Below are 26,908 nucleotides of genomic sequence, written 5' to 3' on the forward strand. Positions count from 1 at the left end.
TTCACCTTGGCAGAATGGCTTCGCCGAACGGCTGATCGGATCGATTCGGCGGGAATCTCTGGACCACATCATTGTCCAGGGCGAGGTGCATCTGCGCCGCATTCTGAAATCTTACGCCCATTACTATAACGGCACGCGTACTCACCTATCCTTGAACAAGGACGCGCCGATATCACGTTCCGCCGAGGCGCAGGACGCATTCTGTGCCGTCCGATCCTGGGTGGACTGCATCACCGATATGCGCGCGTTTGATTTGCGGTAGGCACAGGCAGGTTCTGCAACTCGACGGGGGGCGGAGGGGGAGTTGCGCCATTTAGAGTTCTATAAGCAGCCACGCTAGAGTCATCGGGCGGTTTAGCGTTGCGACGTCCGCTCTTGAAGGGAACGTCGATACCGAGCGCGTGATTCGCGACTTCCGTGTTTGGACCCTGAGCTGACCTCGTCACACATCCGAAAGCCGCGGCGCGTTTGGGTGAACGATTTCGGGTTCACGGAAGAGACGGCTCTGCCCCTCGGGTTAGGGAACGATGCCCCGGCAGGCCCACGCGATGTTTGCAAACGACCTCGGGCCATCGGGCTGGCCGGCCTCGTAGGCATCGCGCACGGCGGCGTCGGTGCGCGCTCGCTCCGCAGCGTCGAGCGCTGCCACATACTTCCCGTGCGGCCCTTCGCCAGCGGCATCGGCGCCCAATAGTCGGCAAAGCTTTTGTAGTCCATGCGGATCATCAGCTCCATTTCCGCAATGTCCACGAGACCCTGTTCGGCAAACGTCCGTCTCAGTTCGCCGGGCTGCATCATCGGTTGAAAGCAATAGCGACTGCGCAGCTGGCGCCCGCTTTCACCGAGTGCCGCCACCGTATCGACCATCATGCGCAGCCGGGCATGCCGCCGAGATGATCCCACACCGCTGCCGCGACCACGCCGCCCGACCGAACGGCGCGGCGCATCTCGGCTACTGCCTTGCCGGCTTCGGGAACGAAGTGGAGCACGAAAAGCGCCAAAGCGCGGTCGAACGTGCCGCCCTCGAAGGGCAGGGCGCAGGCATCCGCCTGTCGGACTTTTATTCGCGGGTTTGTGTTGCGCCGGATCACCTCCTCGACAAAGACTGGTGAATAGTCGACCGCGGCAATCTCTGCGAGATCGGCTGCTTTGGCTAGCGCGAATGTCAAGCTCCCGGTGCCGCAGCCGACGTCGAGAACCCTTTCGCCGTCGGCAACTCCTGTGAAGTCGATGAATGGCCGCGCCGGTCTCCGGCTCCAGCGGCCCATGAGCTGCTCATAGCCCGCGGCGTTGTGAACGCTGAATTCCGAGGTCATCGAAGTCTCCGTGCACTTCCCAGATTTTTAGACCTCGCCTGCATGGCTACCAAGCCGCTAAAGCAATCGCATTGCAATCGCGGTGAATACGCCGTGTGGCTGCTCTATGATATGTATGAGAAGATCTGCCACGGCGAGCTCCTTTCGACGGCTACCATGCCTCTTCGAGGCCGAGATGCTCGAACACCTCGCGACGAAGCTCAACAAAGTGCGGGTCGCCCCGGTGGCGAGGATAGGGTTGGCTGTTGACGACTTCGGCCTTGATCCGTGCCGGTCGCTCGCTCAGCACGATGATACGGCCGGCGAGCAAGAGCGCCTCCTCGACATCGTGCGTGACCAGCAGCGCCGTGAAGTTCGAGCGCTGCCAAAGTGATACGAGTTCCGCCTGCATCGCGATGCGAGTCAGCGAGTCGAGCTGGCCCAAAGGTTCGTCGAGAATGAGCAGCTTCGGGTCGTTGACAAGCGCACGCGCCAGAGCCGCGCGTTGCGCCATGCCGCCGGAAAGCTGGTGCGGGTAGGCATTGGCGAAGCCCGTGAGACCCACCAGGCGCAACGCGTCCTCGATACGTCCGCGATGGGTGCGCAGCAGCCCGCGGGCTTCCAGACCGAGCGCAACGTTGCTCCACACCGTCCGCCATGGATAAAGCGTGGGGTCTTGAAAAACGACGACGCGCGACGGATCGGGTGCTTCGATCTCGCTTCCCTCCGTTAACAGGGAGCCGGCTGTTGGAGTGTCGAGCCCCGCGACCAGCCGCAGCAGGGTCGATTTTCCACACCCACTCGGTCCCAGGAGAGCGACGAATTCGCCGCGGCGGACCTGCATGCTGATGCGGTCCAATACCGGCAAGGGCTGCCCTCCGAGATCGAAGCTATGGCTAACTTCGCAGAGCGTTAGGGTCGATCCACGGACCGCGCAATCGCTTGCGATTGCCGCTACCATCGCACGACACCTTTCTGCCAGGATAGCAGGCGGTCCCGCAAGCGGAACAGCAGCGTGATCAGCCCGGAGCACAAGAACGCCATGAGCAGCAGCGCGGCGTACATATTGGCGTAGGCCGCCCAACCCTGCGCCCATTGCAGATACCAGCCGAGCCCGGCCTTCACGCCCAGCATCTCGGCTACGACAAGAACCGCAAACGAGTTGCCGAGGCCCATGAACAGGCCAACAAAGACATGCGGCATTGCCGCCGGAATGGCAACCTTGAGCACGAGGAAGCGCTGGGTTGCTCCCAATGTCCGCGCAATGTCGTAATAGGCGCTCTTCACGCAGGCGACGCCCGACCAGGTCAGCACGGTGACCGGAAACCCGGTGGCGAGCGCGATCAGGAAAATGCTGGCGCTGAAGCTCGACGGGAAAATGAAAAATGCGAGCGGCAGCCAAGCTGTCGCGGGCAGCGGCCCGATGAACCGCAAAACTGGGTGGATCCAATAACCGGCGAGCCGCGACCAGCCGATCGCGACGCCGGTTACGAACCCCACCGCCGCACCGAGAAAATAACCGGTCGCGAGCAGACGCGCTGAGGCGAGGATACCTTCAGCCAGCCGCCCCCAATCATCGATTGCGACTTCGACAATGGCCTGCGGCGGCGGAAAAAACGGCAACGGCAGCAATCCAAGCTTTGCTGTGACGGCCTCCCATGCAGCCAAAAACAGCGCGAGGGCGAGCAGCCACGGAGAAAGCCGCTGGAGACGCTGAAACGCAACGAAACGAACGCCGGCAAAGGCCGCCAAGGCAAGGGCAAGGGCCAATGCGCCGCAGGCAAGGGCGAAGCCCCCCGTATACGCCCAATCGCTCTCGGGCTTATCTGGCCAGAACGCAGTGAGCGCGGCGACCGTCAACCATGCGACGGCAACAGACAGTCCGCCGATCAACGACCGAGTGGTCGAACTTTCAAAAAAGCCGAAACCCGATTTCTCTGATGGCCTCGGCACTTCATCGATGACCGAGCTCACTGCGGATCTTCCCAATCGGCTCAGCTTAGAACGTCAAGATAAATCCGGTCGGCGAACTTGGCCGGGTCAGTGCTTCGCTTGATGACGTTCACTGCCCTGAGTTCATCAGTGTAGAGTAGAAGTTGTTTCTTGAGCTCCGCCCCGACGGGATGCCTGTGGTGTGTATGGCTACGATACATAGTGGCGAGATCCTCTACGGACCCTCTCCCGCCGTAGCCCGAATAGATTGCTGCGGCATCGGCGGGATCGCTGGCAACTCGATCTGCCGCTTCCAGTATCGATCGTGTCAGAGCGGCCGCCACCGGCATTTCGCTTCGGGTGAGGCTGCCACGTATCGCGAGAACGCAGCAGGTGCGGTCGGCGAATTCACCCATCAAGTTCGTCGCGATCTCGTTAAGTTTGCCTTCCTTGAGCCAGAGGTAGGGCAGCGGATCTATCTCGGCCAGCGCCTGCACTTCGCCCTTATCGACGGCAAGCGAGAGCAGATTGGCCGGGTACTGGCGCCACTCTACTCCTTGGGCCGGATCGATGCCCTTCTTGGCGAGGTAGATCGAAAAGAAGTTCTTCGCGGGGCTCGCTTGATCGCTAATCGCGATAGCCTTGCCGCGCAGGGATTCCAGGCTGTCAATATTCGCAGCCTTGGAGCCGAGGAGCCGGATGCAGCCGCCGTGCACACCCGCGGTGATCCGAACGTCAAAACCTTGCTCCAGCGGTTTGAGCCAGCGCAGGGCCAACCCCAAACCGGCATCCGCCTTGCCAGTTGCAATCGCCTCCAACAACTGGTCGGTCGAACCGCCGAAATTGACGAAATCGACATCGAGGTTGTGCTTGGCGAAGATACCCCGTTCCTTTGCGACTGGCGCAGCGACCGTGCATGCCGCGTTCGCGTTCCAGGCGAGTTTTAGTTGACGGGGTGGGCCTTGCAGCTCTTCACTGTTCGCTGCGGTGCGGCAAATAAGGGGCTCGCCAGGAATATAAGACAGCGATCCTGTCCCGGATGCCGTCAGCGCGCGAGCCGCTCCGAACATTCCAAACGGCGCCGCGGCGCCGAGGGTGCAAACCAACGTCAGCGCCGAGCGGCGGGAGAAGGCGCCCCGCTTCGCTTCAGTCAGACCTTTCGTTAAGCCGTTGCCAATTTCGCGCTTTTCCATGTGTCACTCCCAAACTCGCGTGTGAATGGAATAGAACCGGGCGGCGCTTTGCGGTGGCCTTAGCTCACCTCTCCGCGGGCATCATCGGAGCCCGTCTGCTACACAGGTGTGAAGACGGTCACATTAACGCAAAAAATTGGAAGGAGATAGCGGCGCAGCTATTAAGGCTCTTGTCAATCGTGTTGACCTACTCACTCGCGATTTGGTCGCGATCGGCGCGAGTAGATGATCAATATTTCGCTCGAGCGCACGCTCCAGCATGGAGCTTGCGTTGCGCGAATTGAGCGACGCCTACATCGAGATCATGCAGGATAAGGCTGAACCTCTAGCGCGAAGTCCAGCATGCTATGGAATAGTTGGCTTGTTGCAGCAGAACGGAAGCTACTGGTTGGGCTTTGCGCCTTTGACCCATGTTGGCTTCCCGCTTCACTTGCTTGATCCCGGAAGTGCCATCAATGTTGGGCCGGGGCATACCTACGTGGAGGTCGCATGATTACCGCTGTTGTACGATACAAACTGCCGCCGCAGATCGACTGCGTCGCGTGCCGCGAGCACTTCCACAAGATCGCACCCGGCTTCCGCGACGTGACGGGGCTGATCAGCAAGCACTTTATCTGGACCGAAAGCGGCTGGGCGGGCGGCGTGTACCAGTGGGAGCGCATCGAGGACGCCAAGGCGTTCTACACCGGACCGTGGCTCGAGGGCATCATCCAGCGCTACGGCATGAAGCCGGAGATCGATTTCTACGAGGTCTTTGCGGTGACCGACAACACTCACGGCAAGATTGAACTGTTCAAGGAGACCGTTCCCTCCAAATGACCCTGAGAAGATCTCGCTCATATGCGGCCTAGGGTCCGTGCTCAATAAGGATTGAACCAATCAGCTCAGGACCGAGCTAGTCCGCATTAGAGCGCGATTTCTTCGTACCGTCATCCCGCTCTATGTTTTTGTTGGAGCATGATCCCTCGGGCGGAGCCCGAGGGCATGCTCTTCGGAAAACCGCCACACACGTTGCACTAACTCGGTCCGATCATGCTCCGTCATCCGTGATCCGGCAGCGATTTAAGAAATTCCAAGAGCGCGGCGTTGACCTCTTCAGGCCGCTCCTGTTGGGTCCAATGGCCGCAGCTTGCCAGCATCTTGATGCCGCGCAAACCGGGAACGAGGTTTTGGAGATTGGCGAGCACCTGTTCCGTGCCGGGGAAGGAAATCACCAGGTCATGATCGCCGGCCATAAATAACGCTGGCACCGACACCCGCAGGCCCGCCATCGCGCCGAGCAGCTCCCAATTTCGATCGATGTTGCGATAATAGTTCAGGCCTCCGCGGAAGCCGGTTCGCCTGAATTCCTCTCCATAAAAGTCGATATCCTTTTCGGTGATCCAAGACGGCAATACTGCCGGTGCGCTGGAACCTCGCAAGGATTCACCGCCGTTCGGGACCATAGCGAAATTTTCTGACGACCCGCCGCTTGCCTGAGCGGCTCGTGCGAGCGCCACACCATGGCCCGACCCAGCAAACAGCAGGTTGCGTAAAGTGGTCCGCGGATCGCGCCCGAACTCCGCTTCGGCGAGTCCTGGCTCCTGGAAGTAAAGCATGTAGAACCGCGCGTTTTCCGTGCGCGGCATGAGCGCGGTTCGAAGCGACATGCCCCGTGGATAGAACGGGACGCTCATGGCCGCCACAGCCCTGAAGCGGTCAGGCCGCAGCAGCGCCGCCTGCCAAGCGACGATCGCCCCCCAGTCGTGACCGACAATTACCGCCTTCTCTGCCCCGAGAGCGTCGAGAACGCCGACCATATCGCCGACGAGATGAAACAGCGTGTATTTGTCGATCGCCTCGGGCGCGTCGCTCTTGCCATAGCCGCGCATATCCGGGGCTACGGCGTGGAAGCCGGCTGCGGCAAGGGCGCCCAATTGATGTCGCCACGAGTACCAGGATTCGGGCCAGCCATGGGCCAGCAATGCGACCGGTCCGTCGCCCTGCTCAGCGATATTGAGGTGGATACCATTACTTTCGATAATTCGTTGCTTCGGCTCGCTCATCTTTCCCTCTTGCTCGATTGTGACTGCAGAGGCTTCTGCCGACAGCCAGTCGAACAAGCGAAAGCCGGAACGACATCTTCAGGATAAATTAATTACGCTTTGGGCGCGCCGGAGCTGAGGATTCTCAGGCGGCCTCAATCGTGATTCCAGGTCTTCCGATTCGAACAGGCCTTGATGCGCAAGCAACTTTACTGGTTGAGCGACGCGGAGTGGAAGCGCCTTGAGCCCCTGTTGCCGCGAGGACGGCGTGGTGCGCACCGGGTGTACGACCGACGGGTGATCAGCGGGATCGTGCATATGCTACGGCCGGGAGCGCGCTGGCGGGATTGTCCGCCGGAATACGGTCCCTACACGACGATTTACAATCGCTTCAACGGCGGGAGCCGACAGGGTCTCTGGTTCGAGTCAGTCGAGACTTTAATTGGCAAGACCGGCATCGTCGGATCGGTCGCCATCGACAGTTTCCTACATCAAAGCGCACCGCTCGGCCGCCGGCGAAAAATGGGGTGCTGGAGCAGGCGACCCGCACCCGGCTGGATCAGCTCACGGAATATTTCACAGCCATGCCGTGATCGACCGCGTCGACGCCGCGCACCGCGCGTACATTCCGCTCGACCGGCCTGCACCGGCTGCTCGAGCGTTATCCCGGCAAGTCGTTCTGCAACGTGCTGCATCCGGAACTTGACGGCTACTGGAAATTCTTCGGCCGCGTGGATCTCGGCACCACGTGGTTCTTCCATGCGCCCGTTCCCGCCGACATCACGCGCGACAATTTCGACTTCCGCCGCCTCCTGCACGAGACCGCCGGTGCGAAGTTCGAGATCGAGTTCAATCATATCGGCTTTTGGGACCTACGCTTTGCGCTGGCCGACAGTTATCGCGCGGGCCGTGTCTTCATCGCAGGGGACGCGGCGCACAGCCACCCCCTTACGGCGGCTATCGGATCAACAGCGGCCTGGAGGATGCCGCCAACCTGTCCTGGAAGCTCGCGGCCACCCTGCAGGGCTGGGAAGATGAAGGAGCTGCCGGTCAACGATTTCATGACGAAGGACGGAACCATTCGTGATGATGGGCGCGTGATCAGGAACATGTACCTTCTTGCGACCAAAGATCCTTCCGAATCCAAGGGCGAGTGGGATCCTATGAAAGTCGTTACAACAATGCCCGGCAAGGACGCGTTTCGGCCGTTGGCAGATAGCGAGTGCCCTTTGGTTCAGCGAAAAGCAATAGCTCGAGAGCTGTCGCGTGCTCCGCTTCGTCCCATACAACGGAACCTGTTGACTCTGAAATGCGCGTAGCACTTCGCTAGCCGAAAGGAGACGGCTTCCTGCCGGAGGATTTCTTGGAGTGTGGTGTCGCTCGGCTATCGAAAATCGAAGAGATGGCGCGATACTGATGCTAGCGGCGGAGTCGCCGCGCCGTCTTCGTGGCTGCTTGAACTGCAGCCGGAGAGGCGAGGGACCTTATCAGAGACGACTTGACGCTGGCCACATGGTCTCGCATCAGCATCTCGGCGCGCCAGGGCTCGCGCCCGACGATGGCCTCGAAGATGCGATGGTGATCTTCGTGCCGGCGGCGAACGTCGACTTCTTCAAACGCCACGACATTGCGTGGCGACGAGACCGGCACTTGTTGACACAGATAGACCATGTCATTGAGGAGCCTCGAACCGGCAGACGAATGGATCGTGACGTGGAAACATGCATTGATCCGGCTGTACTCGGATCGGTGCTCGTCGGTGATATGCCCATTGCGAAGCAAATCATCGCCGTCCCGGAGCGCCTGTTGTAGGGTCCCGATCTCGCCGACGTTCAGCCCGCGCTCGGCGCTGAGCCGTGCCGCAAGCCCTTCGAGCACGGCGCGAACGTCATAGGCGCTGATCACCTCGTCGATTGAGAATTCCCGCAAGGTGTAGCCGCGATTAGGGGTGTAATCGAGCAGGCCCTCGGATGCGAGCTTCTGGAGCGCTGCGCGGACGGGTGTGCGCGACACGCCCAGCAGAGTCGTTAGCTTGATTTCATGCAGGCGTTCGCCCGGTTCGAATTCGCCGGCCAGGATGGCGGCGCGAACCGCCTCGAGCACGGATTCGAACCGCGTGGAGAATGACGTTTCTGGGGCTGGCAGGGCGGCCATGCGAAAAGGGTCCGAAACTTGTTTGTACACAATCTAGCGAAACGTCAGTGCCGTTCAAGCGCCGTCTGGCGTCACGTATGAACGTGATCTTGTGCAGAGCTTGCGCATTTCCAAGCCGGATTGAATATGGATTGACCGTGCTCCGCACAGAATCCAAGCACAAAATGTATACATTATCTTTGACTCGCCGCGAGAATGTATTGCAGAGTGAGGGCAGGCGAGTTTGTCTCCTGCCCAACAATCCGGATGCCAAGGAAGCGGCACATGAATCTCGGCGTCGACCAACCCAAGGCTGCGATCATCGCGATCGATTTGCACCGCGGTCATCTGGATATGAACGTCGCGACCATGCCGACATCGCCGGAGGTTGCGCAGCGGGTGATCGCGGCCAACAAGCGCCTGTTCGATTGGGCGCGTAGCGCCAAGATCCCGGTCATCCATCTGCTTACGCAGTATCGCGATGTCGCTGAAATCGCCTCCAATCCGTTCTGGCGAACGCGCGCCGAGGATCCCAAGGCGACGCGCAAGAATGTGCTGCGGCATAATATCGCCGGGATGCCGGGTGTTGCCATCATCCCCGACCTCTATGACAGCGAACGGGACCTCGTTGTCGACACGAAGAAGCGCTACGATTGCTTCCTCGGCACCGATCTCGATTTCACGCTGCGCGCGCACGGCGTCAACACGCTGCTGGTCACGGGCGTCAACACCAACTCCTGTGTGCTCGCGACGACGACTGCAGCCAATGTGCGCGACTATGCCGTGATCGTCGTGAAAGATTGCGTCGAGACCATGGACGGTCCGGCGCTGCATGAGGCGGGCCTGCTCTGCGTCCGCACCGCGTTTGGTTTCGTGCTAGACACTAGTGAAATCCAACAACTCAGCCTCTTCAGCCCGGTCGCCAAAAGCGCCGCTTAGGAATCCGCGATGACGTCGTCTGCGTATGCTCCGGATCTTCCAGTTCCCGTCGTCGCAGCGGCTTCGCTGCCAATTGCAGGGTCGTCGCAGCGTTTTCCGGTACGCCGGATCTATTGCGTCGGACGGAATTATGTCGAGCATATCCGCGAAATGAAGGAAGGCGACGAACGCGATCCGCCTTTCTTCTTCCAGAAGCCGGCGGACGCACTCGTTGAAGACGGAGCTGTCGTGCCCTATCCGGCCGATACGGAGGATTTTCAGTTCGAGATCGAACTCGTGGTCGCGCTCGGCGCCGGCGGCTGCAACCTGTCGCGCAACAGCGCGCTGGCGAGCGTTTATGGTTACGCGGTGGGCATCGACCTCACGCGCCGCGACCGACAGCGCGAGATGCGAGCGAAGATGCTGCCATGGGAACGGGGGAAATCGTTCGACGCATCGGCTCCCTGCGGCGCCATTCACGGCGTTGCAGAGGTGGGGCATCCCGCACGCGGGGCCATTACGATCGACGTCAACGGGCGTGAACGGCAGCGCGGCGATCTTTCGCAGATGATCTGGAAAGTGCCTGAGATCATCGCCAACCTGTCGTCGTCCTATCGCCTCGCGCCTGGTGACCTCGTGATGACGGGCACCCCCGCGGGCGTCGGGCCTCTATTGCCCGGCGATCAGGTCACCGGAGCGATCGAGGGCGTCGGCAGAATTGCCATCACCATTGGAGCGCGCGAAACGTGAACATGCTGCCCACCGACCGTCTGGCCTATTCGTCAATCGCGGACCGCCCGCGGCTGGTGCTTCCGGATGCAGCGCGCGTCGCCGTCTGGGTGATCGTCAATGTGGAGGAATGGGACCCGAAAGAGACGATGCCGCGAACGGTGTTGACACCGCCGGCCGGTGGCGCGCCGATGCCCGATATCCCGAACTGGGCCTGGCACGAATACGGCAATCGCGTCGGATTCTGGCGCATGCTCGAGGTGCTGGACCGCTTCAATATCAAGGCGGCTCTCGCCATCAATGGCAAGGCGATCAGCACGTATGAGCCGATCGCAAAGGCGGCGCTTGATCGGAGCTGGGAATTCATCGGTCACGGCTTCGGCCAGAAGAACATGCAGAAGGTCGCGGATGAGCGCGAGGACATCCGCAAGACGCGGGATGCGATCCGCGCCTACACGAACAAGAATCCGCGCGGTTGGCTGGGTCCCGGGCTGACCGAGACCTGGGAGACGCCGGATATCCTGGTGGAGGAAGGGTTCGACTACGTCTGCGATTGGGTGCTCGACGATGAGCCGGTGGTCCTGAAGACCCGCACGAAGCCGATCGTGAATGTGCCGTACACCCAGGAATGTAACGACGTGGCGATGATGCTGATCCAGCATCACAAGGCGTCGGAATACCGGGATCGTGCCATCGACCAGTTCGACCAGATCTATGCCGATGCCAAAACCTCATCGCGTATTATGGCACTGGTGGTTCACCCTTACATCATGGGAGCGCCGCATCGGCTCAAATATTTCGCGGCTGCAATCGAGCATATCAAGCGTCATCCCGATGCGACGTTCTGGACCGGAGAGCAGATTTACGACTGGTACCTGTCGCAACGTCCGAACGCGCTGAAGGGCCAAGCTCCGGCATGATGGGGATCAATCTCTTTCAGATCCTGAACGGCCTGACCTTCGCGGCCCTGATCTTCATCGTCGCGTCCGGCTTTACCTTGATTTTCGGCTTGCTGCGCATCGTCAATCTCGCTCACGGAGCACTCTATCTGGTCGGAGGTCTCGCCGGCTATTCGGCGGCAAAGGCCAGCGGAAGTTTCGTGGTGGGAGCGTTGGCTGCGATGGCGCTGGTCGCAGCGCTAGGGGCGGTGCTCGACCGTGGCCTGCTGAGCTTCGTGCGCGGCGTCGAATTGCGCCAAGTGCTGCTCACACTCGGCGTCGCGTTCATTCTCAACGACATCTCGCTCGTGATCTGGGGCGGAGACACGTTCTCGGTGCCGGTCCCGGAGGCCCTGAGAGGCGCCATGTGGATTGGCGGCGTGATGTATCCGAAGTATCGCGTCTTCGTTCTGGTTCTCGGCCTGCTGGTGTTTGCCGTGCTGTGGCTGCTCCTCAACAAGACGCGGCTCGGCGCGCTGATCCGCGCAGGTGTCGACGATCCCGAGATGGTCGAAGCCATGGGCATCAACATCCGTCGGGTTTTCCTGGGTACATTCATGCTCGGGGCGGCTCTGGCAGGCCTCGGCGGGGTGGTGGGTGGTGCCTTCCTGACTCTTTACCCGAGTGCCGACGCAGAGATCCTGGTGTTCTCGCTCGCAGTCGTCATCATCGGCGGACGCGGCAGCCTCGTGGGCGCCGCGCTCGGCGCGTTGCTGGTGGGCCTTTTGAACGCGATCGGGCAGGTGATGTTTCCAGAACTCGCCTATTTCGTGATCTTCGGACCGATGGCGCTGCTGCTGGCATTCCGGCCACTCGGCCTGTTCGGGAGGGTAGCGTGAGATCGGCTCCGCTCACCACTGTTGCATCGTCGGCGGCCCGCTCGCTCCGCCAGCCGCGCGCCGTTGGCTGGATCGCGTTGGTACTCCTGGCCCTGACCGTCCTCCCTGCTGTCTTGCCGAGTTACCAGGTGTCTGTCGTCACGCAGGTCTTGATCTTCAGCGTGCTGGCGATGTCGATCGACATTCTCGCGGGCTTCGCGGGGCGCACCTCGCTCGGTCATGGTGCAATTTTCGGCGTCTCCAGCTATGTCGCGATCTACTGGACCTCGACGCTTGGCGGCGACATCTGGATCGGCATCGCCCTCGGCATTCTGGCGGCGACGGCGCTTGCCGGCGTGTTCGCGGCGCTGGCCATCCGCACGTCTGGCGTCTATTTCCTGTTGCTGACGCTGGCGCTCGGCATGATCGTATGGGGCGTCTGCTTGCGCTGGACGACGGTCACGGGCGGCGAAAACGGGCTGCGCGGTGTCGGTCGTCCCGCCTTTATCGCAGACCATGCCAGCTTCTATTACGCCGTGCTGATCATTGTCGCGCCACTGACCTGGCTGATGTGGCGGCTCGTCCACTCGCCGTTCGGGCTCACCTTGCGCGGAATCCGCGATTCCGAAAGTCGTATGCGAAGCCTCGGCTACAACGTTCCGCTCCACCTGTTCGTGGCATTCGTGTTGTCCGGATTCTTCGCAGGCGTCGCCGGCGGCCTCTACGTCTTGTTCAACAATTTCGTCAGTCCCTCGACCGTGCAGCTGTCGCAGTCGGTCTCCGCTCTGCTGATGGCCATCACCGGCGGCGTCGGCACGCTGCTCGGTTCCTTCGTCGGAGCCGCCGGCATCATCGTCCTGGAAAACGCCGTCAGCGCCTACACCGCGCGGTGGCCGACCGTGCTCGGAATCGCCTTCGTGCTCATCATGATCTTCGCGCCGGAAGGCGTGGTCGGCCGCGCGCGCCTTCTGCTCGCACGCCGGCGTTCCCGTTCCTCGAAACCAAATCATTCCGGAGGTTAGACGATGGACCGCAGACGCTTCCTGAAAACGACCGGCCTTACGCTCGCAGCCGGCACCGGCGTTCTATCCGCCCCCTTCCTGGCGCGGGCCCAAGCAGCGCCGATCCGTATCGGACTGATGGCGCCGCAGACCGGTGTCGTGGCAGCCGGCGGCCGCGAGATCATCGATGGCTTTTCGCTGTTCTGGGAGAGCGCAGGCAACCAGGCCGGCGGCCGCAAGGTTGAGATCATCGTCGAAGACGACGCTTCCAATCCGGACACGGCGCTGCAGAAGGCGCGACGCCTCGTCGAGCAGGCGAAGGTGGACATGCTCTTCGGCAATCTTCTGGCCAACACCGGCCTTGCCGTTGCCAACTACGTCAAGGGCAACGGGACGCCGTACTTCATTCCGGTGATCGCGGCCGACGATCTCACTCAGCGCGCCAGGATCAAGAACGTGATCCGCGCCGGCGGTTACAGCGCCAGCCAGTTCTCGCGGCCTCTTGCGGACTGGGCGCTGAAGCAGGGCTACCGCAGGGTCGCGATGATCTCCCAGGACTACACGTTTGGCCACGAGCAGTGCGGCGGCTTCGCACAGACTTTCACGGAAGGCGGCGGCACGGTGGTCGGCCAGTTCTGGCATCCGCTGAACACGTCCGATTTCAGCCCCTATCTTGGTCAGGTGGCGGGTGTGAAGGCCGACGTGGTGTTCGCGATGCAGACCGGCGCAGACGCCACGCGCTTGATCCAGCAATATGCAAGCTTCGGTCTGAAGGATCAGATACCGCTGCTGGGATCGCAGAATGCGACCGACCAGTCGGTCATCCGGACGATGGGCGCCGAGTGCGAGGGGATCGTCACCTCCGCCCATTTTGCCGAGGGCGCCGATCTGCCGGCGACCCACGCGTTCGTCAAGACTTATTCCGACAAGTTCAGCAAGATCCCCTCGCTTTACGCCTTTTCGCATTATGTCGGCGCGATGTGGGTGGCCAAGGCGATCAACGCGATCAACGGCAAGGTCGAAGACCGCGATGTCTTCCTCGACACCGTGCTCAAGACCGACCTTCCGGACAGCCCGCTCGGCAAGGCGGTTCGCTTCGACGACTACGGCAATCCCGTTTACGACGTCGTCATCCGCAAGACCATGAAGAACAAGGACGGCAAATTCTGGAATGTCCCGATCGGGGGTTATCCGCAGGTGTCGCAGTTCTGGAAGTACGACCCCGCGACTTACATGAGGCAGCCGCCCTATTCGCGGGATTTCCAGGGCATCAAGAAGACCTGAGACCATCAAAGACGGCCGGCTCGCCGGCCGCTACGTTCCGCCTGTTGACGAGAAAGCGCGTGCCGGACACTATCCTCAAGCTCGACCACGTCGGCGTCTCCTTCGATGCGTTGAAGGCGGTTGACGACGTGACCCTGCGGGTCAAACGTGGCGAGCGACGAGCCATCATCGGCCCCAATGGGGCCGGCAAGACCACGCTGTTCAACGCCATCACGGGCGTGGTACCTCCGACGTCCGGCCGCGTCGAATTCGATGGATGCGACATCACGAGGATGCCGCCTCACCGCCGAGCCGCTTGCGGCATCAGCCGCACCTTCCAGATCACCAATCTGTTTCCGAGCCTGACGGTCGAGCAGAACATGCAGCTCGCGCTTTGCGGCCTGACGCCGCGCAAGTTTTCGCTGCTCGGTTCGGGCGGGCTGACCGATACCGAACGCGGCCAGGCTGACCGCGCCCTCGGTTTATCGCGGCTCGGTCCACGTGCAAGATCGCTGGTGAGCGAATTGTCGTATGGCGAGCAGCGCCAGCTCGAGATGGCGATGGCGCTGGCGCCGAATCCCCGGCTGCTGCTGCTCGATGAGCCCGCCGCCGGCCTCTCGCCGGCCGAGCGTGTCATCGTCGCCGACGTCATCCGCAGTCTGCCGGCGGAGATCACCATCGTCCTGATCGAGCACGATATGGACCTGGTGCTCTCCCTGGTGGACTGGGTGACCTGCCTCAACAACGGCCGGTTTCTGGCCGAGGGGGCACCGGCAGAGATTCGCGGTAACGTTGACATCCAGGACGTCTATCTCGGCAAGGCACACCGTCATGCTTGAGATCCGCGATCTTCATAGTTTCTATGGCGAGGCCCATGTGGTGCAGGGGGCCTCGCTCACGGTGCGTGACCGCGAGGTGGTCGCGCTGCTCGGCCGTAACGGCATGGGCAAGACCAGCCTGATCCGCTCGGTGATGGGCTTGTCGGCGCCCCAGGTGCGCCGGGGCAGCGTGGCGTGGAAGGGCGAAGTCCTGACCGGTATGACGTCGCACGAGATCGCCGGGCGCAAGATCGCGCTGGTGCCGCAAGGGCGGCGGCTGTTCCCCTCGCTCACCGTTACCGAACATCTCACCATGATCAAGTCCGTCCGCGCTCGCGAAGGCTGGACCGTCGATCGCGTCATGGAGCTGTTCCCGCGGCTGGCGGAGCGGCGCCAGCACCGCGGCAACCAACTCTCGGGCGGCGAGCGACAGATGCTCGCCGTGGCGCGCGCGCTGATGATCGACCCTGAACTCATCCTGATGGATGAGCCCTCGGAAGGACTGGCGCCGGTCATGGTCCAGCATCTGGAAGGGATCATCGCGCGGCTGAAGGAGGCGGGTCTGGCGATTCTGCTGGTCGAGCAGAACCTCTACAGCGCGCTTGCGGTCGCAGACCGCGTCTACGTCATCGAGACCGGAAAGATCGTCCACGAGGCGGATGCGTCGGCTTTGGTCGATAATCCCCAATCGCTGATACGCTTCCTCGGCGTGCATTGAGGCCCGACTGCATGAAGATCGACATCCATAGCCACGTCATTCCCGATCGCATCGTCAGCGCCATCGCCGCCGATCCCAAGCGCTTCCGTGCGCGTGTCGAAGGCGAAGGTGCTGCGCGCAAGATTATTCATGACCAGGGCTACGTCTATCCCTTGTTCGAGGAATTTCGTCAGACAGAGGCCAAGCTCGCCGCCATGGACCGCAAGGGCATCGACATCTCCGTGATCTCGCCGGCGCCGCCAATGTTCTATTACTGGGCCGATGCCGATCTGGCGCTTGAAGTCGCCGGCCTCGTCAATGATGGCGTGGCAGACATGGTCGGCGTCCAGCCGGCCCGATTGCGCGGCATGGCGACTGTGCCGATGCAGCATCCGGATGCCGCCGTCGCCGAACTCGAGCGCGTCGTTCGCGCCTACGGGTTCAGGGCCGTGGAGATCGGCACCTCGATCGAAGGCGCGCAGCTCGCCGAGGAGCGCTTTCGTCCGTTGCTGCGCCGCGCCAGCGAGCTCAACGTCTTCGTCTTCGCGCATCCTTATTATGTCGGGGCCAAGAGCGGGCTCGAAAACTACTATCTCACCAATCTCATCGGCAATCCGCTGGACACGACGGTAATGCTGGCCAATCTCATGTTCTCCGGCCGGCTCGATGAACTGCCCGACCTGAAGCTCGTCCTGGCGCATGGTGGCGGCTTTGCGCCCTACCAGATCGGACGGCTCGTCCACGGACACGCGGTGCGCAGCGAAGCCAACGGCATCAGCAAGTCCTCCCCGAAGGAGCTGCTCAAGCGGATCTATTTCGACAGCCTCGTTTTCGAGCCGCAGGCGCTGCGTTACCTCATCGACCTTGTCGGCGCCGATCACATCTGCATCGGAACCGATGCGCCCTTCGATATGGCCGATGCTGATCCCGGTGCGACGATAGACGCGGTTCCCGCGATCGCACCGCAGGAACGTCAATGCATCTGCTGCGGCACGGCGCTGAAGCTGCTGTGCGAAGGTTGAAAGAGAGGAAGAGATGTCCGAGCCCGTCGGCAATAGTCTTCGCAACCGGCTGTCCTACAGCCCGATCCACCGTAGACCGGCGCTCAAGCTCCCTAACGATGCGCGGGTGGCGGTGTGGACCATCGTCAATGTGGAGAACTGGAGTCCTAACGGTGCGATGCCGCGCGCCGTGCTGCCGCCGCCGATGGGGCAGCCGCTGCTGCCTGACGTTCCCAACTGGGCCTGGCACGAATACGGCATGCGTGTCGGTTTCTGGCGATTCATGGAAGCGCTGGGCAGCCGGAATCTGAAGGCGACGTTCGCGCTCAACGGCTCCGTCTGCGAGGTTTATTCCGAAGCATGCGAGGCGGCGCGGGACGCGGGATGGGATTTCATGGGGCACGGCTTCGTGCAGAAGCCGATGCACAAGGTCGAGGACCAGAAGTCGGCGATCGCCGACACGATCGCTGCGATCACGAAATTCACCGGCAGGCCGCCCCGCGGCTGGGAAAGCCCGGGCCTCACCGAGACCGACGAGACGCTGGACCTGCTCGCTGAAGCCGGCATCGAATATGTCGCCGATTGGGTGCTCGACGAGCAGCCGATTCCCCTGAAGACGCGCCACGGCGACATCATCTCCGTTCCCTACACGGTCGAAATCAATGACGTCGTCATCAGCGCGGTACAGCAGCAGCCCTCAGACGAAATCCTGCGCCGCGGCCGTGATCAATTCGATCGGCTCTATTTCGATGGCGCCAAGGCGCCGCGCGTCATGGCCATTTCCATCCACCCTTATCTGACGGGTGTGCCGCACCGGATCAAATATCTCGAGATGCTTTACGACTACATTCTCGGCCACGACGGCGTCGTGATGTGGACCGGGGCCGAGATCCTCGATTGGTACCGCTCACAGGTGCCGGGATAGGACGGCGCCGGTGCGGGCCTGTCATGACAGGAAATCTTCGATCGACCGAATGAAGGCCTCCGGCTGCTCGAGGGGCGGACAGTGCCCGCATCCCGGCAGTTCACGATAGGACGCGCCAGGGATCTTGTCGGCCAGCAACCGGCAGAGGGGAGGCGGGGTGGCGGCATCGAGCTCACCGCACACGACGCGCGTGGGTTTGCGGATCGCGCCGAGCTGCGGCGTCAGGTCCGCCGTCATCAAGCTGCGACAGGCCGCGATGAAGCCGTGGGGATCGATGCCGAGCAATACGCGTCGCCGCTCGTCGACGGCACCGGGATGCGCGGCGAGATAAGACTCGTGGAAGACGCGGCTGGCCGAAATCGTCGCGACCGAACCGATACCCTCGTTCGCCACCTTGGCGGCCATCAGTTCAAAGGCTTTGCGGCCTTCCGGCGGAAAACCGGCAGCTACGTCGGAAAGGACGAGCTTGCCGAACTTCGCGCCGTGCCGCAGCGCCATCGCGACTGCAACCGTGCCGCCGAACCCGTTGCCGATCACCACGGTCTGTTCAGACAGGCCCTGAGGTGTGAAGAGTTGGGCGAGATGATCTGCGTAGCCCTCGATGCCCGGCGGGATGCAGGCCGAGCCGTGGAAGCCGGGCAGGTTCACGAGGGTGACGCGAAAACGCTGCGTGAGCCAGGGCAGGACGGGATTGAAGGCCGTCCGGTCCGCCAGAAGCGAATGAATGACCAGAAGATCGGGGCCCGAACCCGCCTGAACCGCCGTCAGGCGATCTGCGGCAAGGGTGACTGGTTTGAGCTCCACGTGCGACTCCTTGGAATATTATGGCAAGAAAAAATCTAGCCTATACCTATCCCGATCTAGCTTATCCGAGCGCAGACGGAAAGTATTTTCAGTGGCTTGTCAGTCACGGCAAGAAGTCTATAATATATCAGATGAACGAAATTCCCTACCAGCTGATGCGCTCTGATATCTATGGTGTTCTCCGCCGGGAGCTGTTGAGCTGCGCCATCCGCCCCGGCGCCGAGATCAGGGACGCCGAGATCGCCGAGCGTTTCGCGGTGTCCCGCTCGCCGGTCCGCGACGCGCTGCTGCGGCTGGAGGCTGAGGGGCTGGTGGTGATCAGCCCGCGCAAGGGCTATCGAGCCGCGCCGATCTCGATTGCGGACGCGCGCGATCTGTTCGAATTCCGCGCTATCCTCGAACCTGCCTGCGCGGCGAGCGTGGCATCCGAGGCGACCGATGAGGCCCTGCGTGGCCTCGATCACTTCCGCTCCATCGACGGTTTCGCTGCTGGGGTAGCGGAGGCCGAGCCGACCTTTGTGCAATACAACCGCGAATTTCATCTGGCAATCGCGGGTCTGTGCACGAACCAGCGCATGCGGGACGCGGCCATCGATCTGATCGAACAGTTCGATCGTCTCGTCATTGTGAGCATCAGCAGCAGCGAGGCCGGCGGCCAGCAGGAGGCGCTGATCGCCGAGCACTGCGAGATCATCACGGCGCTGCAGGCGCGCGATGGCAAGCGGGCGGGGCGCATTCTGGCGCGCCACGCCGGCCGCGCGCGCAAGCGTGTGTTGTCGGCGCTCTCGCGCTCGCCGATCGTGCCCTAGGGAGAAGGCGATGAAAGCGCCTCCGTTCGCCTATCACGATCCGCGCAGCCGCGATGATCTGATCGGGTTGCTCGCAGAGCTTGAGAACGCCAAGCTTTTGGCGGGTGGCCAGTCGCTGGTGCCGATGTTGAATTTCCGTGTGGTCGCGCCCGACCACCTGATCGACATCAACCGCATTCCGGATCTCGCCGGCATCCGCCTTTCCGCGGACGACGTTGTGCTTGGGGCCATGACGCGGCAGTGCGATCTGCACGCATCCGCGGAGCTCGCCGCAACGGCGCCGATCATTCGCCAGGCGCTGGCTCATGTTGGTCACTTCCAGACACGTTCACGCGGCACGATCGGAGGAAGCTGCTGCCATCTGGATCCAGCGGCGGAATTGCCGGCCCTGTGCGCGCTGCTCGACGCCGAGTTCGACGTCGCGGGGCCAAACGGCGCGCGCATCGTGAAGGGCGGCGACTGGTTCAAGGGCTATCTCGAATCTGCGCTCGAAGAACGGGAATATCTGCAGTCGATAAGGTTGCGCCGCTGGCCGGCCGGCCACGGCTACGGTTTCAGCGAATATGCGCGCAGGCGCGGCGATTTCGCCATCGCCGGCGCGGGTGCGCTGCTCGAATTTGCGGAAGATGCTCGCATCGGGCGCGCTGCGATCGTCGTGTTCGGTGTTGAGCCTGCGCCGATCAGGCTGGTTGAAGCTGAGCGGACGCTGGTGGGGCAGACATTCAGCGAGGCGCTGCTGGCCGAGGTGGCCGTCCAAGCGAGCGCGCTCGATGCGATGGCGGATGTGCATGTCTCCGCCGCTTATCGGCGGCGCCTTGCCGGCGTCGTGACCCGGCGCGCGCTCGCCGAGGCCGCCCGCCCCGCGAGGGAAGCGGTATGAGCGCCCGGAAGATCCATCTGACCGTCAACGGCGAAGCCGTCGAGGCCGAGGTCCAGGCCCGCGTCAACCTTGCCGATTTCCTGCGTCAGGCCATCGGGCTGACCGGTACGCATGTCGGCTGCGAACATGGGGTGTGCGGCGCTTGCACGATCATCGTGGACGGGCGGCCCGCGCGCGCCTGCCTGATGCTCGCCGTTCAAGCCGATGGCGCGAAGGTGGAGACTGTCGAGAGCTTGGGAACGCCAGAGTCGCTCTCGGAGCTCCAGCAGGCCTTCCGCGATCGTCACGCGCTGCAATGTGGCTTCTGCACGCCGGGCATGTTGATGACGATCGAGGCTCTTCTGCGCGTCGAAGCTTCGCCGACGCGCGAGCAGATCAGGGACGTGCTGTCGGGCAATCTCTGTCGCTGCACCGGCTATCAGGCCATTGTCGATGCGGCGCTGGATGCAGCCAAAGCGCGCAGGGGGACGCGATGAGCACGCGCTATTTCGGCGCCGCCGTTCCGCGCCTCGAAGATCCCCGTCTTCTCACGGGCAGGGGGACCTATGTCGACGACGTCGTCCTTCCCGGCATGCTGCACGCCGTCTTCCTCCGTTCGTCGGTCGCGCACGGCCGGGTCAGGAACCTCGATCCGTCGGCTGCGCTGTCGATGCCGGGCGTGCGCGCGGTCTATGCGATGGCGGATTTTGCCGGCTTCGGTTCAGGGCCGATGCCGGCGATGGCGCCTCATCCCCTGCTGAAGAGCCCGGTTACCTGCAGCCCGCTTGCCGTTGACGAGGTTCGCTATGTCGGTGAGGCGATCGCTATGGTTCTCGCCGACAGCCGCGCCGAGGCCGAGGACGCCCTGGCCGCGGTCGAACTCGACATCGAGCATCTCCCGGTGGTCGCAAACGCACGCCAAGGCGTTGCGGACGGCGCGCCGCGGGCCCATTCGGGCCGGGAGAGCAACGTGATCGCCACGCTGCGCGGGTCTCATGGCAATGTCGACGCGGTCTTCGCCGCAGCGGCGCATCGGTTCAGCGAGACGTTCGAAATCCATCGCGGGGGTTGCCATGCCATGGAATGTCGCGGCGTTGTCGCGGCGCCGGAGCCCCGATCAGGCGAATTGTCGCTCTGGACCTCGTCGCAGTCGCCCTACATGGTGCGGCGGCATCTGGCGACATATCTCGGCCGCGATGAAGCCGATATTCGCGTCACGGCGCCGGACGTCGGCGGCGGGTTCGGCCCCAAGGCCAATGTCTATCCGGAAGAATTCGCCGTCGCGCTTGCCGCGCTCGCCTGCGGCCGTCCGGTCAAGTGGATCGAAGACCGGCAGGAGCACTTCCTTGCCACCACGCAGCAGCGCGACCAGTTCTGGTCGCTGGAGGTCGCCTGCGATGCGACCGGCCGCATGTTGGGCGTACGCGGCCACTGCATTCATGACAACGGCGCCTATGCGCCTTATGGACTCATTCTGCCGGCCACGGCCCTGGCGTCCTTTCCGGGCCCTTACGCCCTTGCCGCGTTCGATCTGTCGATCGACGTCGTCCTGACCAATCTGGTGCCGACGTCGCCAGTGCGGGGCGCGGGCAGACCCAACGCCGCCTTCGTGCTGGAGCGCCTTGCCGATACCGTTGCCCGACGTTTGAATCTGCCGCGCGAGGAAGTGCGCCGCCGCAGTTTTGTCCGCGCCGAGCAGATGCCCTATGTGACGGGCGGAAAAATGCGCGACGGCTCACCGGTCGCATATGACAGCGGGGATTACGCGAAGGCGCTGTCGCTCGTGCTCGACAAGATCGGTGCCGCCGGCTTCGCGCGGCGCCGCGCCGAAGCTGCGGCTCGCGGCCGTCTGCTTGGACTCGGCTTTGCGTCCTGCGTCGAGGACACCGGGCTTGGGCCGTTCGAGGGCGCCTCGGTCCGCGTCACGCCGGCCGGCAAGGTTGTGGTCGCGACGGGCGCTGCGAGCCAGGGCCAGGGGCATGCGACGACGTTGGCCCAGATCGCCGCCGATGCGCTTGGGGTCGATCTGTCCCAGGTGACCATCAAGGCCGCCGACAGTCGCATCTTTCCGCTTGGGATCTCCACGATCGCGAGTCGCGTGGCCGTCACCGCGGGGTCTTCGGTCGAGATCGCGGCGCGCAAGGTGCGCGACAAGGCGATCAAGGTTGCCGCTCACATGCTGGAGGCGGGCGAGCACGATCTGGAGATCGAAAACGGGCAGGTTCGCGTGGTGGGCGTGCCCGACATGAACGTGCCGTTATCGACCATCGCGCGGGTTCTGTCCGGCTCCGCCGGCGTGCCCATCCCCGCCGGCGTCGAGCCGGACCTGGCGGCGACCGGCTATTTCGAAGCGAACCAGCTCGCCTTCGCCTACGGGTCTCAGGCCTGCGAAGTCGAAATCGATCCTGAAACCGGTGATACCCGGATCACCCGCTACGTGGTCGCGCATGATTGCGGAAGATTGATCAATCCGCTGATCGTCGATGGCCAGATCAGGGGAGGGGTCGTGCATGGCGTCGGCAACGCCTTGTTCGAGCATATGCGGCACGACGAGGCGGGGCAGCCGTTGACCGCGACCTATGCGGATTACCTGCTGCCAGGCGCTGCCGAGATGCCGGATATCGAGATCCATCACATCGAGACGCCGTCGCCGCGCAATCCGATCGGAGCCAAGGGCGCCGGCGAGGGTGGCACGATACCCGCGGCGGCCTGCGTGATCTCCGCCATCCAGGATGCGCTCGGACCAGAAGCGCCCTTCGTCACGATGCATCCGCTCTCACCGGAGCAGATTGTGGAATGGATCGACCAAACTAGAAAATAAAACAGGGGGAAACGATGAGTGTAGTGGCAGAGACGACGGCTTTGACGGCCGCCTCAGCAACGATGTCGGTCCAGTCGGGAGCCAGGCTCGACCGTTTGCCGATTTCAGCGTTCCACACACGAATATTCTGGCTGATCGGGGCCGGGATGTTCTTCGACGGCTACGATCTGTATGTCGGCACCAGCGTGCTGGGCGCCACACTCGCGAGCAAGTTTTCGACCCTGGCGCAGAATGCGCAATTCGTGTCGGTCACCTTCATGGGCATGACGATCGGCGCTCTAGCGGCGGGTTTTCTCGGTGACTCCTATGGACGGCGCTTCACCTACCAGTTCAATCTGCTCCTGTTCGGGATCGCTTCTCTAGGGGCCGCGTTCGCGCCGTCCATGGAATGGCTGATCGCAGCCCGACTGCTGATGGGACTCGGCCTCGGCGCCGAAATCGTCGTCGGCTACTCTTCGCTCACGGAATTCGTGCCCCCCGCGTCGCGTGGCAAGTGGCTGGCGCTGATGGCCATGATCGTGGTGAGCGGCCTGCCCGCCACGACCCTGTTGGGTTCGGCCCTAATTCCACTGGTCGGCTGGCGCGCGATGTTCCTCATCGCCGGCGCTGGCGCGCTGTTTGTCTGGTACCTCAGAAAGGCCTTGCCGGAATCGCCGCGCTGGCTCGAAACCAAGGGTCGTACCGAGGAAGCGGAAGCCATCGTCGCCGAAATCGAGAAGGAGTGTGGTGCGTCCGCCTTGCCGCCATTGCCGCCCCCCGCCGCGGTCAAGAGCTTCAGCGCGGCGGAATTGTTCGGGCCGGTCCTGCTGCCCCGCTTGATCCTCGGGTCGATCGTTCTGATCGTGATCAATACCCTGATCTTCGGCTTCGTGACTTGGCTGCCGACCTTCTTCGTTCAACAGGGCATAACGCTGGCGAAGTCGTTCGCTTATACTCTTGTCATGTCGTTGGCCGCGCCGATCGGTTGCGCATTGGGGAGTGTCCTGGCGGACCGTGCCGGTCGACGGCCAACGATCGTCGGCGGATCGGTGTCCACGATCGCGTTCGGCCTGATCTATCCCATGCTTTCCGATCCCGTGGCCTTCGTCGCCATCGGGTTCTGCCTGCTACTGTCAATCTATGTCCTGGTCGCGCTGCTCTACGGCGTCTACACCCCCGAATTGTTCCCGACCGAAGTCCGGCTCCGTGCCAACGGCATTTGCAACATGCTCGGGCGCGGTGCGACTATCGTGTCTCCGTTCATCGTGCTCGGATTGTTCAGGGCCTATGGCATAGGTGGTGTGACATCCCTGATGATCGGCCTTCTGCTGATTCAGATCGTCGCGGTGATGGCTTGGGGGATAGAGCCGGCAAAACGGGGGTTGGAGGAGCTCGCCGACGGGCGCTGATTGTTTCGCTGTCCCGGCGAGGGCGCTGATCGGCCGCGCAAGCCCTGGGCGCTCGCCTTGGGGGCCTGCTTCACCTTTGGATTTTCATCGTTGGGATAAGCAACTGAAATCGCAGCAAACGTGAACGCGCTCCGAGCGCCAATAGGATGGCGTCGTCGCTATTGCACTTCTATGCATAGCGGCCGCTTCACTGGCGTCGCCGGCGCTTTCGGCCCTGCTGACTTAGATTGACCAATCTCGGCGTGGCCGTTGGCTGGGTACGCACAGCAAAACTCGGCTATTGGTCTCGGCATCAGCAATCTTCTTGGTGACAAACTGCCAACACTTCTCTTGTGCGCCGAGCGGACTGAGATGGGCGCATGACCGCCTCCGGTGTTCTAACGGCGGGAAGCCTTCAGCGCAGCTCCTTCAACGGCCGGGCGATCTGGTTCGCGCAGTTGAGTAGCACAGGTAGCAGACGTTTGCGCAGATCGTTGACTTTGACGCGGGCCGTGGCCGCACTCACACTGACGGCGGCGACGATGTCGCCGTCCGCGGCAAGCACCGGGACGGCCATTGATCTGATGCTCGGCGCCAGCTCCTCGTCGCTGATCGCATAGCCGTTCTTCGCTGCGGTCCGGATCGCAGACAGAATGTCCGGGATAGTGGTCAGCGTCCGCGGCGAGCGTGCGCTCATCGGTTGCCGGCTCAGTCGTCGCGTGATGTCGTCATCAGTATGGCCGCCGAGCAGGATGCGGCCTGTCGCCGAGCAATAGAGCGGAAGATAGGCGCCGACGCGAACGCCGGTCTGGACGTAGTGCTCGGCTTGCGCGCGCGCAATGAAGAGCGATTGATTGTCGTCCAGCACCGCCAGCGAAATCGATTCCGCGGCTTCATCGCGGGCGCGCTCCAGCAGCGGCTGTGCGATCTGCACGAGCTTATCGCGGTCGGACATCACGCCGCCGAGCCTGCGAAGACGAGGAAGAGGACGGAAGTCTCGTCCCGACAGCTCGAGGTAATTCAACTCGACCAGGGTGAGGAGGCATCGGCGCGCGGCTGCGCGTGTAGCGCCTGAAGCGCGCGCGGCGTCGGCGACGCTCATCACGGGGTGAACCGAGAATGCCTCGATGATCGCGAGGCCTTTCGCGAGCCCCGCCATCCCTTCACGTCTCTCTTGGGTTTCCGCGATCGCCATAGCTGAGCTCACCTTGACAGCCGTTTTAGAGTGGCTCAAGGTGTTCGAAATAAAGATACTTGTTCGATATTCGAACAGACCGAACGTGAAGTCAAGCGTGAGGAAGCGCTGATGAACAAGATCGTTTTGCCGCCGGAACGAGCAAATCTGGTCAACTGGCCGGAGGGGCTCACCCGCGTTCCGTATTGGGTGTTCCAGGATCAATCGATTTACGCGGAGGAGCAGCGCAAGATCTTCCAGGGGCCGAATTGGCATTATCTCGCGCTGGAAGTTGAACTGGCGGAGCCGGGCGATTTCCTCACGGCGCACATCGGCGATACGCCCGTGATCGTAACGCGCGACACCGACAATGAAATCTACGCGTTCGAAAACCGATGCGCCCATCGTGGCGCGTTGATCTGTCTGGAAAGCCGCGGCAAGCATCGCAAGGATTTCAGCTGCGTGTATCACGCCTGGAATTACGACCCGCAGGGCAATCTGACGGGAGTCGCCTTCAAGGACGGCATCAAGGGCAAGGGGGGCATGCCCGACTCGTTCAAGATGGAGCAGCACGGTCCGCGCAAGCTGCGCATCGCGATTATTCACGGCCTGATCTTCGGTTCATTCTCTGAGGACGTGCCGTCGATCGAAGAATATCTCGGCGAAGAGATCTTGAACCGCATCGAGCGCGTGCTCGGCGGTCGCACGCCCGTGGTGCTCGGGCGCTTTACCCAGGTGCTTCCAAACAATTGGAAGCTCTATATGGAGAACGTCAAGGACTCCTATCACGCCAGCATTCTGCATCTTTTCTTCACGACATTCGAATTGAACCGGCTGTCGATGAAGGGCGGCATCATAGTCGATGAAAGCGGCGGGCACCACGTCAGCTATTCGGCGATCGATCGCGAGGCCGAAAAGGACGTGGATTACGCCAAGCAGCAGTTGCGCTCGGAGAGCGAGTACAAGCTCGCCGATCCCAGCTTGCTGGAAAGTTTCGACGAATATCGCGATGGCTGCACGCTGCAGATTTTGTCGGTGTTCCCGACCTTCGTGCTGCAGCAGATCCAGAACGCCATTGCGGTTCGCCAGATCGTGCCGCGTGCGGTCGACAGGACCGATCTGAACTGGACCTATCTCGGCTTCTCTGATGATACGCCCGAGCAGCGCCTGACACGTATCAAGCAGGGCAACCTGGTTGGGCCGGCCGGATACATCTCGATGGAAGATGGCTGTGTCGGCGGCTTCGTGCAGCGTGGCGTTGCCGGCGCAAGCGACGATCATGCTGTCCTCGAGATGGGCGGAGCCGATGCCAATAGCAGCGAGAGCCGGGTGACCGAGGCGTCAGTGCGCGGCTTCTGGAAGGCGTATCGCGCCAACATGGGACTCTGA

26 protein-coding genes and 2 pseudogenes are annotated in these 26,908 nt (G+C 62.4%); 20 read left to right on the forward strand and 8 right to left on the reverse strand.

What is annotated here, in order from left to right; genetic code table 11:
• A partial coding sequence (locus AC5ZG1_RS35835; protein ID WP_496135706.1) for an integrase core domain-containing protein occupies window positions 1-262 on the forward strand: 262 nt, incomplete at its 5' end.
• 255 nt (window positions 263-517) lie between these two features.
• Here AC5ZG1_RS35835 and AC5ZG1_RS35840 read toward each other — a convergent pair.
• The 4 genes and pseudogenes from AC5ZG1_RS35840 to AC5ZG1_RS35855 all read right to left on the reverse strand — a co-directional run bounded on the left by AC5ZG1_RS35840 (window position 518) and on the right by AC5ZG1_RS35855 (window position 4,420).
• A pseudogene (locus AC5ZG1_RS35840) lies at window positions 518-1,316 on the reverse strand (class I SAM-dependent methyltransferase).
• Window positions 1,317-1,467: 151 nt separating this feature from the next.
• Entirely contained in the window at window positions 1,468-2,256 is a 789-nt protein-coding gene (locus tag AC5ZG1_RS35845) for an ABC transporter ATP-binding protein (RefSeq protein ID WP_496135707.1), read from the reverse strand.
• On the reverse strand, window positions 2,250-3,188 hold the full coding sequence (locus AC5ZG1_RS35850; RefSeq protein ID WP_496135736.1) for an ABC transporter permease: 939 nt from the start codon (window positions 3,186-3,188) through the stop codon (window positions 2,250-2,252). Before AC5ZG1_RS35850 ends, AC5ZG1_RS35845 begins: the two co-directional genes overlap by 7 nt.
• Window positions 3,189-3,289: 101 nt before the next feature.
• The gene (locus AC5ZG1_RS35855) at window positions 3,290-4,420 is read right to left on the reverse strand and encodes an ABC transporter substrate-binding protein (RefSeq protein ID WP_496135708.1); all 1,131 of its coding nucleotides are present in this window, start codon (window positions 4,418-4,420) and stop codon (window positions 3,290-3,292) included.
• A 489-nt stretch (window positions 4,421-4,909) separates the two neighbouring features.
• On the opposite strand from AC5ZG1_RS35855, the gene AC5ZG1_RS35860 reads away from it, so the two are divergent.
• Window positions 4,910-5,239 (forward strand): hypothetical protein, encoded by a 330-nt coding sequence (locus tag AC5ZG1_RS35860; RefSeq protein ID WP_496135709.1) that lies wholly within the window; start codon window positions 4,910-4,912, stop codon window positions 5,237-5,239.
• A gap of 221 nt (window positions 5,240-5,460) precedes the next feature.
• Here AC5ZG1_RS35860 and AC5ZG1_RS35865 read toward each other — a convergent pair whose 3' ends face one another.
• Window positions 5,461-6,465 carry an alpha/beta fold hydrolase gene (locus tag AC5ZG1_RS35865; protein ID WP_496135710.1) on the reverse strand — a complete coding sequence of 335 codons (1,005 nt, stop codon included), beginning with the start codon at window positions 6,463-6,465 and terminating at the stop codon, window positions 5,461-5,463.
• 174 nt (window positions 6,466-6,639) lie between these two features.
• Between AC5ZG1_RS35865 and AC5ZG1_RS35870 the strand changes: the two are divergent.
• Together AC5ZG1_RS35870 and AC5ZG1_RS35875 are read left to right on the forward strand one after the other, a co-directional pair.
• A pseudogene (locus tag AC5ZG1_RS35870) lies at window positions 6,640-6,841 on the forward strand (transposase); the annotation flags it as partial.
• A 289-nt stretch (window positions 6,842-7,130) separates the two neighbouring features.
• Window positions 7,131-7,763 carry an FAD-dependent monooxygenase gene (locus AC5ZG1_RS35875; protein WP_496135711.1) on the forward strand — a complete coding sequence of 211 codons (633 nt, stop codon included), beginning with the start codon at window positions 7,131-7,133 and terminating at the stop codon, window positions 7,761-7,763.
• Window positions 7,764-7,863: 100 nt separating this feature from the next.
• Here the strand turns inward: AC5ZG1_RS35875 and AC5ZG1_RS35880 are convergent, their stop codons facing one another.
• The gene (locus AC5ZG1_RS35880; protein ID WP_496135712.1) at window positions 7,864-8,598 is read right to left on the reverse strand and encodes a GntR family transcriptional regulator; all 735 of its coding nucleotides are present in this window, start codon (window positions 8,596-8,598) and stop codon (window positions 7,864-7,866) included.
• Between the two features lie 264 nt (window positions 8,599-8,862).
• Here AC5ZG1_RS35880 and AC5ZG1_RS35885 point away from each other — a divergent pair, with 264 nt between their 5' ends.
• From AC5ZG1_RS35885 to AC5ZG1_RS35930, 10 genes are read left to right on the forward strand one after another with little or no spacing between them, the layout of a single operon-like run.
• A complete protein-coding gene (locus AC5ZG1_RS35885) occupies window positions 8,863-9,516 on the forward strand; it encodes a cysteine hydrolase family protein (RefSeq protein WP_496135713.1) in 654 nt (217 codons plus the stop codon).
• Window positions 9,517-9,525: 9 nt separating this feature from the next.
• Complete coding sequence (locus tag AC5ZG1_RS35890; protein WP_456645869.1) at window positions 9,526-10,245, forward strand: fumarylacetoacetate hydrolase family protein; 720 nt, start codon at window positions 9,526-9,528, stop codon at window positions 10,243-10,245.
• A gap of 2 nt (window positions 10,246-10,247) precedes the next feature.
• Window positions 10,248-11,144, forward strand: coding sequence for a polysaccharide deacetylase family protein (locus AC5ZG1_RS35895; protein ID WP_496135737.1), 897 nt, complete (start codon window positions 10,248-10,250; stop codon window positions 11,142-11,144).
• Entirely contained in the window at window positions 11,141-12,001 is an 861-nt protein-coding gene (locus AC5ZG1_RS35900; protein WP_130226056.1) for a branched-chain amino acid ABC transporter permease, read from the forward strand. Before AC5ZG1_RS35895 ends, AC5ZG1_RS35900 begins: the two co-directional genes overlap by 4 nt.
• Window positions 11,998-13,002: a branched-chain amino acid ABC transporter permease gene (locus tag AC5ZG1_RS35905; RefSeq protein WP_456645868.1), complete on the forward strand. Its 1,005-nt coding sequence runs from the start codon at window positions 11,998-12,000 to the stop codon at window positions 13,000-13,002. Before AC5ZG1_RS35900 ends, AC5ZG1_RS35905 begins: the two co-directional genes overlap by 4 nt.
• Before the next feature lie 3 nt (window positions 13,003-13,005).
• A complete protein-coding gene (locus AC5ZG1_RS35910; RefSeq protein WP_496135714.1) occupies window positions 13,006-14,265 on the forward strand; it encodes an ABC transporter substrate-binding protein in 1,260 nt (419 codons plus the stop codon).
• 59 nt (window positions 14,266-14,324) lie between these two features.
• Entirely contained in the window at window positions 14,325-15,083 is a 759-nt protein-coding gene (locus tag AC5ZG1_RS35915; protein ID WP_130226059.1) for an ABC transporter ATP-binding protein, read from the forward strand.
• Complete coding sequence (locus tag AC5ZG1_RS35920) at window positions 15,076-15,780, forward strand: ABC transporter ATP-binding protein (RefSeq protein WP_496135715.1); 705 nt, start codon at window positions 15,076-15,078, stop codon at window positions 15,778-15,780. Before AC5ZG1_RS35915 ends, AC5ZG1_RS35920 begins: the two co-directional genes overlap by 8 nt.
• A gap of 11 nt (window positions 15,781-15,791) precedes the next feature.
• Window positions 15,792-16,781, forward strand: a complete 990-nt coding sequence (locus AC5ZG1_RS35925) for an amidohydrolase family protein (RefSeq protein ID WP_496135716.1) — start codon at window positions 15,792-15,794, stop codon at window positions 16,779-16,781.
• Window positions 16,782-16,794: 13 nt separating this feature from the next.
• Window positions 16,795-17,685, forward strand: coding sequence for a polysaccharide deacetylase family protein (locus AC5ZG1_RS35930; RefSeq protein WP_130226062.1), 891 nt, complete (start codon window positions 16,795-16,797; stop codon window positions 17,683-17,685).
• A 21-nt stretch (window positions 17,686-17,706) separates the two neighbouring features.
• Here the strand turns inward: AC5ZG1_RS35930 and AC5ZG1_RS35935 are convergent, their stop codons facing one another.
• The gene (locus AC5ZG1_RS35935) at window positions 17,707-18,489 is read right to left on the reverse strand and encodes an alpha/beta fold hydrolase (protein WP_130226063.1); all 783 of its coding nucleotides are present in this window, start codon (window positions 18,487-18,489) and stop codon (window positions 17,707-17,709) included.
• A 20-nt stretch (window positions 18,490-18,509) separates the two neighbouring features.
• Between AC5ZG1_RS35935 and AC5ZG1_RS35940 the strand changes: the two genes are divergently transcribed.
• Genes AC5ZG1_RS35940 through AC5ZG1_RS35960 form a run of 5 tightly spaced genes read left to right on the forward strand, consistent with a single transcriptional unit; the run spans window position 18,510 to window position 24,366 of the window.
• On the forward strand, window positions 18,510-19,298 hold the full coding sequence (locus AC5ZG1_RS35940; protein ID WP_496135717.1) for a GntR family transcriptional regulator: 789 nt from the start codon (window positions 18,510-18,512) through the stop codon (window positions 19,296-19,298).
• A 10-nt stretch (window positions 19,299-19,308) separates the two neighbouring features.
• Window positions 19,309-20,178, forward strand: coding sequence for an FAD binding domain-containing protein (locus AC5ZG1_RS35945; protein WP_496135718.1), 870 nt, complete (start codon window positions 19,309-19,311; stop codon window positions 20,176-20,178).
• Window positions 20,175-20,654 (forward strand): (2Fe-2S)-binding protein, encoded by a 480-nt coding sequence (locus tag AC5ZG1_RS35950; RefSeq protein WP_028168269.1) that lies wholly within the window; start codon window positions 20,175-20,177, stop codon window positions 20,652-20,654. Before AC5ZG1_RS35945 ends, AC5ZG1_RS35950 begins: the two co-directional genes overlap by 4 nt.
• Complete coding sequence (locus tag AC5ZG1_RS35955; RefSeq protein WP_130226067.1) at window positions 20,651-22,978, forward strand: xanthine dehydrogenase family protein molybdopterin-binding subunit; 2,328 nt, start codon at window positions 20,651-20,653, stop codon at window positions 22,976-22,978. Before AC5ZG1_RS35950 ends, AC5ZG1_RS35955 begins: the two co-directional genes overlap by 4 nt.
• 14 nt (window positions 22,979-22,992) lie before the next feature.
• The gene (locus AC5ZG1_RS35960; RefSeq protein WP_496135719.1) at window positions 22,993-24,366 is read left to right on the forward strand and encodes an MFS transporter; all 1,374 of its coding nucleotides are present in this window, start codon (window positions 22,993-22,995) and stop codon (window positions 24,364-24,366) included.
• 394 nt (window positions 24,367-24,760) lie between these two features.
• Here AC5ZG1_RS35960 and AC5ZG1_RS35965 read toward each other — a convergent pair whose 3' ends face one another.
• Window positions 24,761-25,744, reverse strand: coding sequence for an IclR family transcriptional regulator domain-containing protein (locus AC5ZG1_RS35965; RefSeq protein WP_496135720.1), 984 nt, complete (start codon window positions 25,742-25,744; stop codon window positions 24,761-24,763).
• On the opposite strand from AC5ZG1_RS35965, the gene AC5ZG1_RS35970 reads away from it, so the two are divergent.
• Entirely contained in the window at window positions 25,652-26,908 is a 1,257-nt protein-coding gene (locus AC5ZG1_RS35970; protein ID WP_456645860.1) for an aromatic ring-hydroxylating dioxygenase subunit alpha, read from the forward strand. The two genes, AC5ZG1_RS35965 and AC5ZG1_RS35970, sit on opposite strands and share 93 nt — an antisense overlap.

Source organism: Bradyrhizobium sp. Leo78, from assembly GCF_059512425.1.

Bases quoted from the DNA above. Each gene is read 5' to 3' on its own strand.
- AC5ZG1_RS35845 (WP_496135707.1), bottom strand. From the start codon at position 2,256: ATGGTAGCGGCAATCGCAAGCGATTGCGCGGTCCGTGGATCGACCCTA.
- AC5ZG1_RS35855 (WP_496135708.1), bottom strand. From the start codon at position 4,420: ATGGAAAAGCGCGAAATTGGCAACGGCTTAACGAAAGGTCTGACTGAA.
- AC5ZG1_RS35860 (WP_496135709.1), top strand. From the start codon at position 4,910: ATGATTACCGCTGTTGTACGATACAAACTGCCGCCGCAGATCGACTGC.
- AC5ZG1_RS35865 (WP_496135710.1), bottom strand. From the start codon at position 6,465: ATGAGCGAGCCGAAGCAACGAATTATCGAAAGTAATGGTATCCACCTC.
- AC5ZG1_RS35880 (WP_496135712.1), bottom strand. From the start codon at position 8,598: ATGGCCGCCCTGCCAGCCCCAGAAACGTCATTCTCCACGCGGTTCGAA.
- AC5ZG1_RS35885 (WP_496135713.1), top strand. From the start codon at position 8,863: ATGAATCTCGGCGTCGACCAACCCAAGGCTGCGATCATCGCGATCGAT.
- AC5ZG1_RS35890 (WP_456645869.1), top strand. From the start codon at position 9,526: ATGACGTCGTCTGCGTATGCTCCGGATCTTCCAGTTCCCGTCGTCGCA.
- AC5ZG1_RS35895 (WP_496135737.1), top strand. From the start codon at position 10,248: ATGCTGCCCACCGACCGTCTGGCCTATTCGTCAATCGCGGACCGCCCG.
- AC5ZG1_RS35900 (WP_130226056.1), top strand. From the start codon at position 11,141: ATGATGGGGATCAATCTCTTTCAGATCCTGAACGGCCTGACCTTCGCG.
- AC5ZG1_RS35910 (WP_496135714.1), top strand. From the start codon at position 13,006: ATGGACCGCAGACGCTTCCTGAAAACGACCGGCCTTACGCTCGCAGCC.
- AC5ZG1_RS35920 (WP_496135715.1), top strand. From the start codon at position 15,076: ATGCTTGAGATCCGCGATCTTCATAGTTTCTATGGCGAGGCCCATGTG.
- AC5ZG1_RS35925 (WP_496135716.1), top strand. From the start codon at position 15,792: ATGAAGATCGACATCCATAGCCACGTCATTCCCGATCGCATCGTCAGC.
- AC5ZG1_RS35930 (WP_130226062.1), top strand. From the start codon at position 16,795: ATGTCCGAGCCCGTCGGCAATAGTCTTCGCAACCGGCTGTCCTACAGC.
- AC5ZG1_RS35940 (WP_496135717.1), top strand. From the start codon at position 18,510: ATGGCAAGAAAAAATCTAGCCTATACCTATCCCGATCTAGCTTATCCG.
- AC5ZG1_RS35945 (WP_496135718.1), top strand. From the start codon at position 19,309: ATGAAAGCGCCTCCGTTCGCCTATCACGATCCGCGCAGCCGCGATGAT.
- AC5ZG1_RS35950 (WP_028168269.1), top strand. From the start codon at position 20,175: ATGAGCGCCCGGAAGATCCATCTGACCGTCAACGGCGAAGCCGTCGAG.
- AC5ZG1_RS35955 (WP_130226067.1), top strand. From the start codon at position 20,651: ATGAGCACGCGCTATTTCGGCGCCGCCGTTCCGCGCCTCGAAGATCCC.
- AC5ZG1_RS35960 (WP_496135719.1), top strand. From the start codon at position 22,993: ATGAGTGTAGTGGCAGAGACGACGGCTTTGACGGCCGCCTCAGCAACG.
- AC5ZG1_RS35970 (WP_456645860.1), top strand. From the start codon at position 25,652: ATGAACAAGATCGTTTTGCCGCCGGAACGAGCAAATCTGGTCAACTGG.